Source organism: Streptomyces sp. NPDC006384, assembly GCF_042870695.1.
In the GTDB taxonomy this organism is placed as follows: Bacteria; Actinomycetota; Actinomycetes; order Streptomycetales; family Streptomycetaceae; genus Streptomyces.
In genome coordinates this window covers 33,844-50,378 of the sequence record NZ_JBIAHR010000036.1, presented here as the reverse complement: position 1 = coordinate 50,378, position 16,535 = coordinate 33,844, and the positions used below count along the sequence as shown (strand labels likewise).

At 70.9% G+C, this 16,535-nt stretch carries 14 protein-coding genes; 1 reads left to right on the top strand and 13 read right to left on the bottom strand.

Features of this window, described 5'->3' with window-relative positions; all coding sequences use genetic code 11:
- Position 1: 1 nt before the first annotated feature.
- The 13 genes from ACFYOJ_RS33880 to ACFYOJ_RS33820 all read right to left on the bottom strand — a co-directional run bounded on the left by ACFYOJ_RS33880 (position 2) and on the right by ACFYOJ_RS33820 (position 14,788).
- Positions 2-676: a M15 family metallopeptidase gene (locus ACFYOJ_RS33880; protein ID WP_356558593.1), complete on the bottom strand. Its 675-nt coding sequence runs from the start codon at positions 674-676 to the stop codon at positions 2-4.
- Positions 673-1,740 (bottom strand): GNAT family N-acetyltransferase, encoded by a 1,068-nt coding sequence (locus ACFYOJ_RS33875; protein WP_356558592.1) that lies wholly within the window; start codon positions 1,738-1,740, stop codon positions 673-675. Before ACFYOJ_RS33875 ends, ACFYOJ_RS33880 begins: the two co-directional genes overlap by 4 nt.
- Positions 1,737-3,146, bottom strand: a complete 1,410-nt coding sequence (locus ACFYOJ_RS33870) for a phosphotransferase (RefSeq protein WP_356558591.1) — start codon at positions 3,144-3,146, stop codon at positions 1,737-1,739. The genes ACFYOJ_RS33875 and ACFYOJ_RS33870 overlap by 4 nt, the downstream gene beginning before the upstream one ends.
- Before the next feature lie 87 nt (positions 3,147-3,233).
- Positions 3,234-4,421 (bottom strand): protein-L-isoaspartate O-methyltransferase, encoded by a 1,188-nt coding sequence (locus tag ACFYOJ_RS33865; RefSeq protein ID WP_356558590.1) that lies wholly within the window; start codon positions 4,419-4,421, stop codon positions 3,234-3,236.
- Positions 4,422-4,585: 164 nt separating this feature from the next.
- Positions 4,586-5,962: an MFS transporter gene (locus ACFYOJ_RS33860; protein ID WP_356558589.1), complete on the bottom strand. Its 1,377-nt coding sequence runs from the start codon at positions 5,960-5,962 to the stop codon at positions 4,586-4,588.
- Positions 5,959-6,501 carry a hypothetical protein gene (locus ACFYOJ_RS33855; RefSeq protein ID WP_356558588.1) on the bottom strand — a complete coding sequence of 181 codons (543 nt, stop codon included), beginning with the start codon at positions 6,499-6,501 and terminating at the stop codon, positions 5,959-5,961. Before ACFYOJ_RS33855 ends, ACFYOJ_RS33860 begins: the two co-directional genes overlap by 4 nt.
- Positions 6,498-7,277 carry a methyltransferase domain-containing protein gene (locus tag ACFYOJ_RS33850; protein ID WP_356558587.1) on the bottom strand — a complete coding sequence of 260 codons (780 nt, stop codon included), beginning with the start codon at positions 7,275-7,277 and terminating at the stop codon, positions 6,498-6,500. The genes ACFYOJ_RS33855 and ACFYOJ_RS33850 overlap by 4 nt, the downstream gene beginning before the upstream one ends.
- Positions 7,274-8,752, bottom strand: a complete 1,479-nt coding sequence (locus ACFYOJ_RS33845) for an NUDIX domain-containing protein (protein ID WP_356558586.1) — start codon at positions 8,750-8,752, stop codon at positions 7,274-7,276. The genes ACFYOJ_RS33850 and ACFYOJ_RS33845 overlap by 4 nt, the downstream gene beginning before the upstream one ends.
- A gap of 70 nt (positions 8,753-8,822) precedes the next feature.
- Entirely contained in the window at positions 8,823-10,862 is a 2,040-nt protein-coding gene (locus ACFYOJ_RS33840; RefSeq protein WP_356558585.1) for an ABC transporter ATP-binding protein, read from the bottom strand.
- A gap of 321 nt (positions 10,863-11,183) precedes the next feature.
- Positions 11,184-11,723 carry an NUDIX hydrolase gene (locus tag ACFYOJ_RS33835; protein ID WP_356558584.1) on the bottom strand — a complete coding sequence of 180 codons (540 nt, stop codon included), beginning with the start codon at positions 11,721-11,723 and terminating at the stop codon, positions 11,184-11,186.
- A gap of 82 nt (positions 11,724-11,805) precedes the next feature.
- A complete protein-coding gene (locus ACFYOJ_RS33830; protein ID WP_356558583.1) occupies positions 11,806-12,906 on the bottom strand; it encodes a DNA alkylation repair protein in 1,101 nt (366 codons plus the stop codon).
- 42 nt (positions 12,907-12,948) lie between these two features.
- A complete protein-coding gene (locus ACFYOJ_RS33825) occupies positions 12,949-13,866 on the bottom strand; it encodes a TauD/TfdA family dioxygenase (RefSeq protein WP_356558582.1) in 918 nt (305 codons plus the stop codon).
- Positions 13,867-13,894: 28 nt separating this feature from the next.
- Positions 13,895-14,788: an amino acid--tRNA ligase-related protein gene (locus tag ACFYOJ_RS33820; protein ID WP_356558581.1), complete on the bottom strand. Its 894-nt coding sequence runs from the start codon at positions 14,786-14,788 to the stop codon at positions 13,895-13,897.
- Between the two features lie 759 nt (positions 14,789-15,547).
- Here ACFYOJ_RS33820 and ACFYOJ_RS33815 point away from each other — a divergent pair.
- A complete protein-coding gene (locus ACFYOJ_RS33815; RefSeq protein ID WP_356559474.1) occupies positions 15,548-16,519 on the top strand; it encodes a fatty acid desaturase in 972 nt (323 codons plus the stop codon).
- Positions 16,520-16,535 lie beyond the last annotated feature (16 nt).

Here is a 16,535-nt window from a genome sequence, read left to right as displayed (position 1 = left end):
GTCAGCGGTGGGTGGTGCGGTGCTGCCGCGGCAGCGCGAGGGGCCCGTACAGGGCGGCTGGCCGCCGGGCCTGAAATGCCCAATACCGGTCACCATATGACCAATGCCAGAATTCGGTCGCATGGTTGACCAGTCCGGCCGACGACAGCGCGGCCTTGAGGACGCCCCAGTTCGTGCGGGCCCGGTCGCTGAGGCCGGCGGCGTCGGTGTAGCAGGCGCCGGCCGATTCCTCCGGCGACGCATTGACCCGGACCCCCATATCCAGCTCGCGGCCCTGGTGATCGACGAGCGTCAGGTCGACGGCCGCACCCGCGGAGTGCGGCGCGATCTCCGGGGGCGACACGAAGCGGCTGGCAGCCTCCCGGATCTCGGCGGCCTGCCAGTCCGGATGGGTGCGGGCCAACTCATCGGAGTACTCCTCGAAGTAGCGCCGCTGCAACGCCGGCGGCCGATACCCCTCGACAAACAGCAGATCCACCCCAGTGGGCAGCAGCGACCGCGCATGCAGCAGCCGGGTCAGCACCCCCTGCCGCACATGGGCAAAGGCCCCGGCCGCGTCCTGCTTGCGGGCATCGACCTTCAGGCCGTGCGTCCGCACGTCCACGAGCTCCTCACCGCACTCCTCGAGGGGGACCGCGGCGACTCTGTGGTCGGACATCAGCACGATGCTGCTCACTCGGTCCCCCAGTCCCAGGCGTCGAAGTAGGCGGCCACCCCGGTTCGGCGAGCTTCGGCCACGGCGCTGAGCCGAGCGAAGTCGCGAGGCGGCATCAGCGCCTCCCACTCGGCCAGGGGCAACACGCGCACCTCGTCGTGCTCGCGCGGATCCACCACGATGCTGCGGATCTGCTCCGCGGTGAGCCGACCGCCGTCGAAGACCAGGCCGAGCGTGCTGTAGGGCCACTCGGCGCCGGGCAACCCGTACACGGTCGCCAGCAAACGCGGCGGGCCGGACACCGTCAGCCCGGTCTCCTCCTGGCACTCACGCACCGCCGTGCCGAAAGGCCGCTCGCCGGGATCCATCGTGCCGCCCGCCAACTGCCATGGGTGCGTGGGAGAGTAGACGGAATGCAACTGCAGGGGCCGGTCGTCCTCGTCGGTGAAGTACAGACACGCGAAACAAGTCGCCTTCGGCACCATCTCGGCATACACCTCGGGTGGCAACCAGCCGGAGCGCTCACCACCGTCCCGCAGGCCGCGCCCGGCTGCCTGCTCGCCGATGACGCCCGGCTCTTCCAGGCGCGTCATCCGCATCAGCGCCGTGCTGCTGGCGAATCCCAAGGCGCGGTACAGCGGGGCGGCCTCCTCGCTGGCGTGGAGCTCGAACAGTGTGACGTGCTCGGCGTGGAGCTGATCGAGGAGTGCGCTCAGGGCCGCTCTGGCGTACCCGCGGCGCCGGAAGTCCGGGCGTGTGGCCACGGCGTGGACGCGCGCGGCCAGCCCTTTGGGATAGGCCGGCGCCGGGAGCACGGGGTGGATCAGGCCGAGGGCGCAGGCGGCCATCGAACCGTCCGGGGCATCGACGACGAACGCCCGCGCGTCTCCCGCCGCGGCCAGCCGGGGCACCAGCTGAATGGTGCACCGCCGGATCCACTCCTCGCTCAACGGCTCGGACAGGATGTACTCGGAGCGCATCCGCACAATGCCCTCAGCATCGGCGGGCGTCGCCGTACGCACCGGCACTTGCTGCACAGCGCCCGGCTCCGCAACGGGGAGCGCGGGCGGCTTCTCGTGATTCACGAAGGTTCTCCCACAGGCGAGTTGGCTTCGCGCTCGGCGCGCAGGCGGGTCAGCGTCCGGTGGCCGCGCTCGATCAGTTCCGGCTCGCCGTGAGCGATGCCGAACTGGATGCCGCTCACGGCATCGAGCGCCGTGTCGATGACCAGGCGGGCCTCCTCGGCAGCAGTCAGGGACCTGCTGTATCCGCTCATGAACGCCTCATACAAGTCAGGCCGGCTGGCCCAGGCATCGGACAGACGGACCAGGTCGCGCACCGCAGGACCCGGTTCACTCCGTTCCAGGTCGATCACGGCCACGCTGCCGTCGGAGTCGTCGTACAGGATGTTGCGGAGCTGGAAGTCGCCATGGGTCTCCACATACTCCAGCGGCATCAGGTCCTCGGCCTGCCGGACCAGCTCACGAACGAACTCCTCATCACCCGGCGTGAGGTAGGGGCGAGCTGCCGCCAGGTGCCGGTCGGCCTTGTCGACGGCCGGTCCGCTGCCAGCGGGAGCCGGGTACGAAGGTGTGGACTCATGGATCCGGCGCGCGAGCGCACCGATCCGGTGGAAGACCTCTCGCTCCCGCACCGGAGCGAGGACCCTGCCATGCAGGGGCCGGCCGGGCAGCGCGGTGACGACAACGGCCCGCAGACTTGCGTCGGCGGCCACCAGCCGGGGCGCGGCCGCACCCAGCGACACGGCCCAGCCGCGGAGCGCGGCCACTTCGCGCTGGTGGAAACGGTCGTTCTGGTGGACCTTGACGTACCAGGTGCCGCCCTCGGCGCCGTGCGCTCGCCAGACGCGGCTTTTCGCCCTTGCCCAGGAGACGTCCGTCCAGCGGGTGATCCGGCCCACCGCCCGTTCGGCGAAGGCGTGCACCGCGTCCCCCGGGACGGCGCCGTGGCTGCCGTGGTCGGGGACCAGGAGCAGCCGGTCGACGGCCGGGTCGTAGGCGATGGGGTCGCCCGTCTTCTGGAAATGCACGCCCATGTGGGCGCCGGCCCGGTAGGCGTCCAGTCCCGCCCGGCAGTACGCGACCATTGGCCCCGGCAGTTTGTCGAACGAGAACCAGCCCATGGCATCGCACACTCGAGATTCCATGACCTGAGGGGTGCCGTGCCAGCGCCGCACCTCGAAGAACACTCCGACGCGTGCTCCGCCGCCGGGCGAGCGGTGGTGGATGGTGACGGCCGCGCGGACATCAGCCGGGTCGACCATGACACCGGTCTCCTCGCGGGTCTCACGGACCAGCGCCGTGACCATGTCCTCCCACGGGCCGTCGAGATGTCCGGACGGAAGATGCCAGCAGCCGGCGGCGTACACGTCACCGGCCCGCCGGGACAGCAGCACCTCGGCCCCGGCCGCGCCGTCGCGAACGGCGATCAGGTGAACGTCGAGCGGCTCGGTGTGCCGCTGGCCGGTCATGCGGCACCACCAGGACGGTAGCGGGTGCAGCCAGTGACGGCCGCGCCGGGCAGGGTTTCCACCGAGGAGGACGCACTGGGGAGCGTTTTATGAACATTGGTCATGGCATGTCTCCGTTGTTGTCACGGCCGGGGTGGGGAGGAACCAGGACAGGGCACCGCTGTCGGTTGTCACCCGTTGCGTGCCGTCGGCGCGGATCTGAAGCTGATAGGCCTGCGGGGATCCGGCCGCCCGCCACCGGCCGGCGACGTCCTGGATTTCCGCCCAGATGTCGCGCGGCCCGGCGACGGTGACGTCCCAGCGGCGGTAGCCGGCGGGACGCACCCGCATCCACGAGCCGCACTCGGGCGCGCCGATCGTCAGATCCTCGGCGCCGAAGTGCCGAACCAGCCCGGGGAAGTAGTGATCCAAGGCCAGCCACATGCCCCGTGCGGAGTCCGGCGGGGGCTCCAGTCGGGTCCGCTGGGTCCAGTCGCCGCGCGAGGTGGCGATCCGGTCGCGGAACTCGCGGGACAGGAACAGCCGGTCAAAGCCCCACCCTCCGCGGTGCCCGAACTCCACCGCGGCCAGCGTCCCCTCCACTGCTCCGGACGATGTCTTGGTGACCACGGCCAGCCCCGGCCAGGACGGCGAAGAGGTACCCAACGTCATCAGCGCGCGCCCGCCTGGCGCGATCTGGTCTACCAGGGCCAGCGGGACCCGGGGTACCGCGAAGGACACGAAGATCCGGTCGTACGGCGCGGTCTCGGACCATCCTGCGGTGCCGTCCCCGGTCACGACGACGGGCCGGTAACCGAGCTCGTGCAGCCGGGCCCTGGCGGCCTCGCTGACGTGGCGGTCGACGTCTACGGTGACGACTCCTTCGTAGCCGCACACGAAGCACGCCACCGCGGCGGTCACCGCCGCTCCTGTGCCGACATCCAGGACCCGCTGCCCCGGCCGCAGATCCAGCTGCTGCAGCAGGCGGGCGGTCATGCCCATGGTGCTGGACATCGCGGTCATGGCACCCCCGCGACGCGGCCCAGGCGCCCGGCCGAGGATCGGCTCACCGTCGAGCTGGATCGCCACGCTGTCCCCGCTGTGGAGCACACGCAGCAACTCGTCCCTGTCGTCCGGCCGCGCCCAGTCCAGCAGATCCCAGCGCGGCGGTGCCTCGTCGGGCGCCGAGCGCCGCACGTACGCCTGCGGCATCAGCACCTCGCGCGGCAGCGCCAGCAGCGCCTCACGCACGGGGCCGGAGCGTACGTCGCCGCTCTCCTCGAGCCGGGCAGTCATCGCCACCCGGGCGGGCGCGGTTGCGGATGCGGCGACGGCGGACTCCGGATCCGCGTGGGGTACTGCGGGTGTGACGGGGGCGGACAGCACGGTGACCTCCAGGGGACCTGGCGGTACGGGAGAAGCGGAGGGCACAGCCGCTGCCGACGCGTTCGAGTTCTCGCTCACGCTGCATCGCCTCCCCGCGAGCGGTCTCGCCGGGCATCCTCCGTATGCGCGGGCCCGCGCACGGCCCGGCTGGCCGACGAGGGCGCAAGGGCGTCAGCGGGACTGTCTGGCGGGGCCGGCATCTGCCGCAGCGCGCGCAGCGGAGAGCGCAGAAGGACCACGACGGGGACGAGCAGCAGGCAGGCCCCGGCGGTCAGGGCGGGCCGCACCCCGATCCACGTGCCCAGGCCGCCCGCGAGCAGTGCGGCCACGGGGCGGGCGCCGGACGTCAGCCAGGTGCTCACGGCCTGCATCCGCGCCTGCATCCCGGCCGTGGTGATGATCTGACGGATCGATCGCTGGGTGGTACCCGCGGCAGCGGCGCACGCCAGCTGCATGAACAACGCCACACCGATCGCGATCTGCCAGCGAAGGCCGCGGGAGGCGAGCAGCAGCGGGAGCTGGGTCAGCGGGGTGATCGCGAACGCGGCCAGCATCATCGGCCCCGGCCCCCACCGGCGGGCCAATGCCGGGGCGGTCAGTGCCCCGGCGGCCGCACCCAGCGCGCCGAGTCCCAGCACCACGCCGAACGCGGTCGCGCTCATCGCCAGGGACCTCAACAGGTACAGCGCCCATAGGGTGTTGAGCAGCCCGAGGGCGAACGAGGACGTGGCGTTGACCAGGGTCAGGGTCCACAGCCGGTCATCGCCGCGCACGTACCGCAGGCCCTCGCCGATCTCCTCACGCAGCCGGCGGACCTTCGGCCGATGCGGGGCAGGTTCTCGGGCCTGGATGCGGGCGGTGCATCCGGCGCTGACCAGGAAGGAGGCGACGTCGCCGAGCAGGGCCCGTGCAGGGCCGAGCACTGCGGTCAGCGCGGCGCCGAGGTGACTTCCGGCGGTCGAAGCGATCGCGAACAGCGCACCCACGCGGCTGTTGCTCCGCTGAATCAACGACCGGTCGACGAGGCTGGGCAGCAGGCTGATGGCCGCCGCGTCGTGCAGCACGCCCGCCGCTCCCTGCACCACGGAAACGATCATGAGCTGCGTCAGGGTCAGCGCGCCGAACGCGGCCGCCACCGGGATGGTGGCGAGCACTGCCGCGCTGACCAGGTCACCGGTGATCATCTGCCGGCGCTTGGAGTGCCGGTCGGCGAGCGCGCCGGCGTGCAGGGCGAGCAACGCGGGAGGGAGCTGCCCCAGGAAAGACAGCCACGCGACCTGGGCGGTCGTGGCGTCCAGGTGGAGCACGGCCAGCACCGGCAGCGCCATCTGAGTGATCGAGCTGCCGGTCACGCTCGCGGCCTGACCGGTCAGATACCGGCGGAAGTCCCGATGCCGCCACAGCGAGTCACCGGACGCAGTGGTTGTGGCAGGGTCGGTCCAGGACGTCACGGAGCACCTCCTCGGCTTCCTTCAGGCGCTCCCGCAGCCTCATTCCGGGCACGCCCGTACGCCCCCCAGCACTGGGGGACCGCGGCGGGACCGCTCAGCGGCGCGGCGACAAGGTCTCCGGCCGGGAGGGCGGGATTGACCGCCCGGTAGGCGTCAACCGCTCGGGCCGGGCCCGGGACCCAGCCGTCGGGGCCGGACAGGACACCGGCGGCCCAGCAGACCGGCACCACGGACATCACCACCGCCGCGGCGGGATCGGCGCCCACCATGATCCGTTTCTTCGGGCGATGGGCATCGGCCACCCCGGCGGGCAGCGCAAGGATGAATGCCGGCGCCGCGGCGGCCAGCAACGGCACCTGACCAGGTGAGGCATCCGGCTCCAGCACTGCGGCCACCGACAGTGCCGCACCGTGGACCGATGCCCCCGCGAGGGTTACTGCCTCGCCGGACCAGTGCGTGGGGAAGGACCGGTTGTTCCGCAGAGGAACGCCGGTGCCGGAAGGTGCTGGTGCATCGAGGGCTGTGCTGGTGGCCGTCACGGTAGGCTCCGCTCCGGCCGGCGGGCGAGGGTGTGCACGAGGTGCCCCATGTCCCGGTGAGGGCTCCGCCAGGACGCGGCCCACTCCAGCTCCAGCGCCGCCGCATACGCGGCGGGTCCCGGAGCCCAGGTGTTGTCGAGGTGGTCATGGAAGATCCGGATGCCCTGCCAGGGCAGTGGCGTAAGCCCGTGCTCGGCCGCGAGCCGGTCGAGGGCTCCGGGGTCGTCGGCGCGGGTTTCCCGGCCGAGATTGCCGACGCTCTTCTCCGCTCTGGACTCGATGAGCTGGCGTGCGGTCTCGTAGTCACCGGCCAGTGCCTCGCGTACGCCGATGGCCCGGCGGTTCTTGGCAAGGATGCTCAGCAGGCCGCCCGGTGCGACGGCCGCAGTCAGGCGGGCAACCACAGCACCGGGCTCGTCCAGGTACATGAGCACGCCGTGACAGCACACCCCGCCGAACCGCTGCCCGTCAAAAGGGAAGGACTCGAGGTCGGCCTGGAACAGCCGGACACGGCCGGCGAGCTCGGGCCGGGCCGCGAGGCGCTCGGCCGCGGCGGCCAGCATCCGAGCCGAAGGGTCGATGCCGGTCACCTGGTGCCCGGCGGCGGCGAGGCGGAGTGTCATCTCACCGTTTCCGCACCCGACGTCCAGGATTTCGGCGGGCCCGGTCGGCAGCTCGGCGAGGAGCCGACGCTCGACCACGTCGTGGCGGAGTTGGCCTCGTGCGCTGTCGGAGTGGGCGGCATACGCGGCGCCCACCGTGTCGAACCCGGTCACCGCGACCACCCCAGCTCCGTGTAGGCCCGGCCGGCCCGGATGCCCTCGATCGCTGTACAGGTGTAGGAGACGGTCGGCTCGGGCAGGTCCTTCGTGCTCCACCACTGCCAGGCCACGCACTTGTCCGGCTCCCGGATCTCCGGTGTGCCCTCCCAGCGCCGGGCCCGGAAGAAGAGCTGGATGCGAGGCGGGTCCGTGGGGCGTTCCCTCATGTGCACGGTGTGGACGAGGTCGACGTCGGCCGGGTCGATCACCAGCCCCGCCTCCTCGCGTGCCTCCCTCACGAGGCATGCGGTTGCAGCCTCCTCCTCGCAGTGGCCCGCGAGCACGTGCCAAGCCCCACCCGCGTACGCCGAGCTGGGATGCCGCAGGCCCAGCAGGACCTGGCCGTCCCGCTCCAGGTAGAGGTGGACACCGACCACGTTCGGCACGGTCCCGGACGGTGCCTCCGCCCGCGCGGCCCCTGCGGTCGTCGTCGGACCGTCGGCGGGCAGGGGATGTTCGGCGGCGTGCCGCTCCAGCAGTTCCCGGGTCGAGGGCAGCATCGTCATGTGCGGGAACTTCTCCGGCCGCACCCAGGCGAGCATCACCCCCTCGGTGAGCGGCAGACGGGCGGGGTCGCCGCTCCAGCGGCCGGTGAACAGCTGGATCGGCACAGCTGTTCCGTCGGTGCCGGTGACGTGCTCGACCGCGTACGGCTCCAGGTCCGCGACCGTCAGGCCGGCCTCCTCGTGCAGCTCCCGGCGGACCGTGTCGAGCAGGGTGCGGTCCTGCGGCTCCCGGCCGCCGCCGAGCAGCGACCAGCAGCCGGGCTCCCAGATCCACGGCTTGTTGGCGTCCCGCAGGTGCAGCAAGTAGCGGCCGTGGCCATCGTGGATGATCGCGGAGGCGTTCACAGGTTCCGGCTGCCCGTCCAGCTGTGCACGAAGGAGTTTCGCGCGCAGGGTCGGTGAGGTGACCTCCGGCAGGGCCAGCCACCGGGCGCCGGACACTTCCTCGTCCTGCAGGGTGATTGCCGGCGGTTCCTCTCCGGCGAGGTAGAACACGTAGCGGAAGTCGTAGTGCTGGTGGGTACCTTCGCCCTTGACGGGGTTGGCGTCGATGTCGTGGACGTCGATGTCGATCGGAGAGCCGAGGAACCGCGGGGTCAGGCACAGGGCCCCGGGCGGGATCCCGGCCTCCTCCGCCACCTCGCGCAGCGCCGCGGCGAGCAGTGTCCGGTCCTCAGGCTCGATGTGGCCGCCGGGGGTGAGCATGAGACCGCCGGTGGCCCGGTGCCGGATGTGCAGGACCCGGCCCTGGCGGTCGATCACGACGGCGCTGCACGTGACGTGACCGGGCAGCGTCGTCCGGGCCGTCATCTCGGCGGGCCGGTCCAGGGCAGCGAGGAGTCCGGCCAGGGCATCACGCTCGTCAGGGTGGTGACCGAGATACGCCTCGACGGTCTTACGGATCGAGGAGGAGTTGGGGGGCATGAGCGTCGTCTCGCCTTCGACATAGAGGGCAGGTGAGGGGATCCGGTGCTGTGGAAGGTGCGCTGGTGGGTCAGTTCGCTGCCTTGTAGTCGGACGGCTGGCTGCCGCGGGGACCGGGAAGCAGGTCGGTCACCGGCGTGAGTCCGTACTGGGCGGCCTGGGCGGTGAACATGCCCTGGTACAGGCCACCTGCGCGGGCCATCAGGTCCTCGTGGGTGCCGTCTTCGACGACGCGCCCCTGGTCGAGGACGTAGATGTGGTCGGCGTTCATGGTCGCGGCGAGCCGGTGGGTGACGAGGACGACCGCGTGCCCCTCCTCGGCCAGAGACCACAGCCCCTCGAACGCGGCGATTTCCGCATGGGGGTCCAGAGCGCTGGTCGGCTCGTCGACCAGTAGGAACGGCGCCTGCCTATACCTCGTTCGAGCTGTCCCCAGCTTCTGCCACTGTCCGCCCGAGAGCTGGACACCGCGTTCGTAGCCCTTGAACACGATCGAGTCCCAGCCGTGTGGCAGTCCCTCGATCAGATCGAGTACATCCGCCTCCTCGGCGGCTTTGCGGACGCGGTCCATGTCCCGGGGCCGGTCACCGGCGCCGATGGCGACGTTCGCGGCTGCCGTCATCTCCCAGCGCGGGAAATCCTGTGCCAGCAGCCCGACCGCGGCGAACACTTGAGCACGGTCTGCCTCGCGGAGCTCAACCGGCTGGCCGGAGTCGCCCTCCCACCACACGCTCCCCTCCGTGGGCAGCAACAGCCCAGCCAGCACCTTCGTCAAGGTGGTCTTCCCCGAGCCGTTCGCACCCACCAGGGCCGTCACCTTCCCCCGGGGAACCCGCACGCTCACCTCCTTCAGGGAAGGACCGTCAGCTCCCGGGTAGGTGAACGACACCGTCTCCGTGCGGACCTCCCGCACCGGCGCGGGCAACGGCATACCGGAGGGCGGGATGGCGTTCTCACCCGCCACCTTGATGGCGTCCTCGGTGTCGGTGAGGAACAGCAACTCTTCGTACAGCCGGTTGACCTGCTGCACCAGCGACGTGAGCCGCGCCGTCGAGGTACGGATGGCGATCACCGCTGTCCCGCCCACGGCGAGCGGCAGACCTCCCGACGCCAGGAGCCACCACAGCACCCCGTAGCAGGCCAGCGACGCCATGCCGGCGAAACCGCCCGCGACCAGGTCCGTGGAGGCCTGTGCCCGGGCAAGGCGCCGTTGCTCAGCCTCCGTCTGCCGCGACATCTCCTCGTAGCTGGACAGCAGCTTCGTGCCGGCGGCGTGCACGCGGATCTCCCCGGCGGCGTGCGGGCGGGTCAGATAGGCCAGCAGGGAGGCGATCGCCCGCCGGTGGTCGACCCAGTTCAGACGGGATAGGTACTCGCGGCGCGCGGAGCGCACCGCGCCCCACCCCTTGGGCAGCGCGATCGCCAGCAGCATCGGCAGCAGCGCCCAGTGCAGCGACGCGAGTACGACCGCGGCCGCCGCCATACCGATCACCACGTTGCCCACGCCGACCGACAACCGGAGCATGCTGCGGGCCGAGTCCGTGCCGAACTTTCCCGCCTCCAGGACCCGCTGGACCTCCGGCCGCTCGGTCGCCTCGACCTCGACGTGGGTGACGGCCGTGTAGTACCGGGCGGAGACCGCCCGTTCCACCTGCGGCTCCAGCCGTCCCGACATCGCCGTCGACCACGCCGACAGCACCGCGGTGGCCACCGCGGTGACCGCAAGCACGGCCAGCGACGGCAGCGCCTCGCGGAGCTTGTCCGCGGTCGGACCGTCGGCGAACAGCCGGGTGAGTACGCCGTTGACCGCCACCAGCCCCCAGCCGGCCATCACACCTTGCCCGAGCTGTGCCGCCACGACCCCGGCGAGCGCCCGCCAGTCCGTCTCCCAGCCGGTGCGCAGCACCATGCCCACCATCTGCGGGAGCGCGGCCGCCATGTGCCTGAACTTCAGCCGGGTCAGCGGCCCTTCATGGCGGACGTAGGACTGGTCATAGCGCAGCCGACCGCCGTACAGCTCCCGCTCGGCGTCCGAGATGCTGTCCGTAGCCGTTGCGGCGGCCTTCGGGAGGTCCAGGGGCTCGGCACTGCCTGATTCGGCCTGCGTCAATGTGTTTCCTCCGGAGGCGTGGTGGCGGCGTCGGCATGTCCAACGACTCCGCCACGATTTCGAACGCGTGTCATTCGGTCGGGTTGTGCACCCTGGGATTCCACGGTTCCTCGAAGGTGCGCAGTGCATCCACCCTTGCCGTGCAAGAGTGCGCGGGCGAAGGCGTGTTGGCCGAAACGCCGGTGTTCGGTCGCTGCGGCTGTACGCGGCCAGCAGGCAACTTGAGCGTGCTCCCTGACAGTCGGAGGCGGCAGGTGGCTTCTGGCCTTCGGTGGAGCAGGCCGATGCAGATGGGTACCTGTGGCTGGCCAGGGGATTGGGCTAGGCGGCGGTGCGCTGAGCGGTCAGCAAGACCGCCGCGAGCGTCCCGGCTTCGGTGATCCGGCCGTCGCTGCACATCGCTACTGCCTCTTCCAACGCGACCCAGCGCAGCTCCATGTCGGCCTCGCTCGCGTCTCGCTGGTGCTTACCGATATGCAGGCCCCGGGCAAGGTACAGGTGTTCACGGGTGCGCGCGCCGGCGGGCATCCGCCACATCATGGTCAGCAGCTCGACCTCGTCGGCGAGGATGCCGGCCTCCTCGAGCAGTTCCCGGCGGGCAGCAGTCAGCGGGTCCTCGACGGGCTCGCACCCGCCACCGGGGCACATCAGCAGCCGTTGCCCGCATACGTAGACGTTCTCCTCCACCAGGGCGATACGGCCCCGGTCGTCGAGGGCTACGACACGCACGCCGTCGACCGACTCAACGTACTCGTAGGTCCCCAGGCTGTGGTCGGCGCGCCGGACCGAGTCGCGGCGCACCACCACCCGGACTCCTGTGTACTGCACGGTCGACGAGACCGTACTCCAGCCGTCGATCATGTGTCTTCTCCTTCAGACGGTGCTGTGCCAGCAGGAGGCACAGGGCTGTTTGGAGCGCGGAAGCGCGGCGGAGCTGTCCCGGTTAGGTCGTGCGGTCGGTGATGTAGAGCAGTGCCGGGGGGTGGCGGCGGCCGTTGACCTGGAGGGCGAGGTGGTAGCTGCCCGGGGCGAGGGCGGCGGTACCGGTGGGCTTCAGGGGGTGGGTTTTGGCCAGGTGCAGTGGTGTGCCTGCTTTGACGGTGGCCCGGGTGAGGTGGGCGACTTTCTCCCTGGCTGTGGTGCAGGGGGCGGTGCGGGTCAGGACGTACATGACGTGGACCGGAGTGTCAGTGGGGGCGGTGAGTTCGGCTTCGAAGGCAAGGACCTCGCCGAGCCGGTACTCGGTGTGGAGCAGACGGAGAGGGGAGACGCTGACGGCCGCTTGGGGGTCGTAGCCGGTCAGGGTGTAGGCGGGGGCCCAGCCGTCCTTGAGCCGTGCTTTGAGAGCCTCGCGGGTGATGAAGGCGAGTTCGGCGTCCGCGGCACGTCCTTCGGCGCGCCATCTGGCCAGGGTGGCAAGGACGAGTTCCGGTTGGGTGCGGGCGATGTCACGCAGGTGGTTGGCGACCGACGTGGTTACGAAGCGGCTGCTGTCGGCGTACAGCGTGTCGAGCAGGGGAAGAGCAGCGTCGACGGGCAGGTCGGTGCCGACGGACCAGGGCAGGTGGGGGCGAAGAGCCTCACTGGCCAGGCGCCGCACTCGATGGTCGGGGGCGGCGGCCCACGTTGCGGCCGCCGCCAGAGTCTGTCGGGGGTAGGTGTTGAGGAAGGTACGGACAGCGTCCTCGGCGGAGAAGTACGGGGTGAGGGCGGCGAGTGCGGCAAAGGCCCGGTCGAGGTGGTCCGAGTGGAGGTGGTGAGCGGCCACGTAGGCGGAGTGCGGGGCGTAGACGTACAGGCCGAAGTCGGTTTCCGCGCCGGCGGCCTCCGGGGTGACCGGCAGGGAGCGCAGCAAGGTGTCGAGGGCGGCTGGCCCGGTGGCGGGCAGGTGCTGGTGTAGGCCTTCTGCCGTACGGGCGATGCGGGCCTTGAGCTCCAGACGGGGGAGGTCTGCGGTGACCTGGGCGGTGAAGGAGGCGGCGTCGAAGTCGGGGCAGGCGTCCTGCATCTCGCGCCCGATCCGGGCGATCCGTTCGGGGTGCAATGCCCTTTCCTTCATGGGCACTTGGGAACTCATTGGCTCACCCTAGTGGCGGTTCGGGCCGGAGATGGGTGGCTCGACGGTGATTCCCCCGTCAGGGGTACTGGGACGGTGTGCCTGCTGGCGGACGGCAGCGCGTACCAGCAGCCGAGGGTGGCGTGAGCTGTCACAGGGAGAGGCGGTGTGCAGGACTGCGAGGTTGTCCCAGACGACCAGGTCGCACTGCTTCCAGCGGTGGGTGTAGAGGTACTCGGGGCTGGTGGTGTGGACGAGGAGATCGGCCAGCAGCGTCTGGCTGTCGGCCTTGGACAATCCCTCAACGCGGGGAATGACCATGGAGCCGAGCAGGAGCGCGCGGACACCGGTGACGGGGTGGACGGGGGCGAGTGGGTGGGTGACCTCGGGCAGCTGCGCAAGGGTGCCGGCCTGGGTGGAGGAGTGACCGTCGGCAGCGCCGGCCTGACGGGCGGCGAGGTGCCGGACGGAGTGGACGGCGCTCAGACCGTCGACCCGGGCCCGGAGACCCGCTGGCAGGTCGGCGTAGGCGCGGGTGGCGTCCGCGAAGCGGGTTTCACCGCCCTCACCGGGGGCGATGACCGAATACAGCAAGGTGGCGGCGGTCAGCTCGGGCTTGAAGGAGTTGTCGGCGTGCCACTCTTCCTCCTGGTCGCCGTCGTAGATGCCGATCGGGGTGCCGTTCTCGTGGATGTTGGAGACGACGGTGAGGCCAGGAAAGCCGGGGACGGTGTAGCGGCGGTCTGTGGCGGTGTCGACGCTGCCGAACAGGGACGCCGCGGTAAGCAGGTCGGCGTGGTTGAGGTGCTGGCCGGGCAAGATCAGCACGCGGTGGCGGTGCAGAGCGTCGGTGAGAGCCCGTGCTGCAGCAGCGCCGGTCGTGCGGGCGAGGTCGGTGTCGACGAGAGCGCCGAATTTGCCGGGCAGCGGGGTGATCACAAGGTCCATCGTGGCTCCGGGGCCGAAGGGCGGACGGTCAGAACTGAGGGGACTGGAGGAACGGGGTGATGTCGCGCAGTCCGGCAGAGGCGGCGCACAGCCGCTCGATGCCGATGCCGAGACCGGCGGTGTCCGCGGGCACGGCACCGGACTCGACGGCTTCCTGGGCGAGTCGCTGTTCGTCGTCGTAGAGGCCGACGGCCTTCGCACGTTCGGTGAAGGCATCCCGGTCCGTCTCGTCGGTGTAGCCGTGGACGAGCTCGATGCCATCGACGATGAGCTCGAACCGCTCCAGGACAGCGGTGGTGCCCGGAGCCAGGCGGGCGCACGGCTCGTCACCGCCGGACGGGTAGTCGGTCAGGAACACCGCGCGTCCGACGGTGCCAGCCTCCAGTTCGTGGGCGATGTAGCGCCCGAGGACATCGCGGAACGGCTCGTCCGCGTCGGCGCCGATCCGGGCAGCCATGCGTGGTTGCAGGTCGCCGACGGGCTCGGCGCGCAGATCGACGCCGAACTCAGTGCGGACATGGTCGGCGATCGAGAGCCGCTCGGGGGTGTAGGAGGGCAGGTGCGGGCCGACCAGGCGCCAGGCGAGGTCGATCAAGTCCTCGAAGCCGAGCTTGGCGGCGTACAGGTCGAGCATCGTGAACTCGCCGGCGTGGAGGGCGTCCGGGGGTTCGGGCCGGAAGCACGGGCCGATCTCGTACACCCGCGGGAGATCGGTGCTCACGTTGACGCGCAGCGCCGGGCCGATCATCGCGCGCAGGTACCGCCCTTCGTGGAGGCCGGCAGGTGCGCGACGGCCGGGCCCGAGGTCGGCGCGGCGCGCGACGGGGGTGATGACCTCGGTGAAGCCCTCGTCGTGCAGCAGGGTCCTCAGGCTGCGCAGGACGCGGGCCTTAGTGCGAATGGGTCCGGACGGTGTGGACATACGCAGGTCCTCTCAAATTGGCCGCATAGAAGGTGAGTTGGTGACTCGGGGCAGCCTGGGCGGCGCGGCCCTCTCGGAGCGCCTCAAAGTAGCCGCACGCCGCCGAGGCGCAGAAGACCACACACACCCGGCCGAGCGGTTGCTGCACGGCACTTTGCTGTTATTCCAGCGGTCTGAAGAGGCGTTTCCCCTGTTCAGCGGCAAGGCGGACGCAACGGGTACGCAACGGGGCGGCGCACCAGCCGCAACGCCACGACCCGTTGCCGCTGCCCTAGGCGCGGCTCTAGCGTGATGGCACGGCCACTCGGCGCAACGGCTTCTGCAGCGCCCGGCCGGCTTCCTCGAGCCGCGCTCATCTCTGGCTCGACCATCCGATTCACCACGCGTGGCCGCGGCATGCCCGCGGTCCGAGAGGAGAGCACATGGACAGCAACCTGAAGCTCGGCATGCGGCCGGGCACGGGCACCGTGAAGCTCGGCATGCGGCCGGGCACGGGCACCGTGAAGCTCGGCATGCGCCCCGGCGCCGCCGCCTGACCCCGATCGTCCTGATCGGCTGACGTGCCGCTGCCGGTGGGCGGAGCACTCCGCCCACCGGCAGCGGTTCACAAAAGGCCAATGATCCGTTCCAGTCCAGTCCCAAGGAGAGCAGATGGGCAGGTTCAGCCGGTGGTCGGCACACCGGCGCGGGAAGAGGCCAAAGCGCACCCGGCACTCGACCGGAGCGTCCGCTGCAGTCCGGAAGGCGTTGGGGCCGGAGTTGATCGGCAAGCTTGAAGGACTGTGCGGCGCTCCCAGCGTCGGCCTGCGGGATGTCGCGTGCGATGTCGGCGCAATCGTCGGAGCGGCGATCGTCGGCTCCCTGGTCGGGCACGTCATCGGGCCGCTGCTCGCGGTGCTGTACATCGGGGTGCGCCAGCGGCATTTGTCGAACCTCGCGCACGAGTGCGTCCACGCGAAACTGATGGCCACCGCGCGCGGTAACCGCATGGTGGGGTACCTGCTGACCGGGATGCTCGGCGAGGGGCTTCGGCCCTACCGCGTCACCCACGGGGTGCACCACGCGCAGCTGGGCACCGCGGGCGATCCGATGTTCCAGTCGTACCGGGCCGGGCGCCTTCACACGGTCCGGGCGCCGATGAGCCGGGGCGGGTTCGTGCTGCGGGTGATCGTCAAGGCTGCGCTGTGGCGGCTGCCGACGTCGGCGGTGCGGGTGCTGGTGACCCGCGGCCCGCGGGAGAGCCGGTGGGCGCCGGCCGCCCGCGCGGTGCTGTGGGCGGGCGTCACCACCGTGTGCTGGTCCTTCGGTGTGCTCGGCGACCTACTACTGTACTGGCTGGTTCCGCTGGTGTTCGTGCGGCCGGTGGTCACCTGGATCACCGACCTCGGCAACCACGCCGGGCTGATCGAGAACCGCGACGACGTGCTGCTGCAGACCCGCGGCTGGTCCTCCCACTGGCTCACCCGGCACCTGCTCGGCGGCCACCTCGACGACATGTTCCACCCGGTGCACCACTGGTGCCCCAAGATTCCCTGGCGGCGCCTGCCCGAGGCCACCGCTCTCCTCTCCGAGCACCTGGAGCGCTGGGACGAGGTGCCCTGGTGCTCCGGCTACTTCTTCCGCCGCCGCTCCACTCCTGAAGTGCCGTGCGTGATCGAGGACATCATCGCCCGCCTCACCTCCCAGTCCGCACTTCAGACGGCCGTGACCGCCGCGCGCGCGACCGCCTGACCGCTCCCCTTCATCT

Coding starts and splice junctions, on each gene's coding strand:
- ACFYOJ_RS33835 (WP_356558584.1), bottom strand. CDS start 11,723: ATGATCGACGGCTGGAGTACGGTCTCGTCGACCGTGCAGTACACAGGA.
- ACFYOJ_RS33865 (WP_356558590.1), bottom strand. CDS start 4,421: ATGACTGCCCGGCTCGAGGAGAGCGGCGACGTACGCTCCGGCCCCGTG.
- ACFYOJ_RS33820 (WP_356558581.1), bottom strand. CDS start 14,788: ATGTCCACACCGTCCGGACCCATTCGCACTAAGGCCCGCGTCCTGCGC.
- ACFYOJ_RS33870 (WP_356558591.1), bottom strand. CDS start 3,146: ATGACCGGCCAGCGGCACACCGAGCCGCTCGACGTTCACCTGATCGCC.
- ACFYOJ_RS33845 (WP_356558586.1), bottom strand. CDS start 8,752: ATGCCCCCCAACTCCTCCTCGATCCGTAAGACCGTCGAGGCGTATCTC.
- ACFYOJ_RS33825 (WP_356558582.1), bottom strand. CDS start 13,866: ATGGACCTTGTGATCACCCCGCTGCCCGGCAAATTCGGCGCTCTCGTC.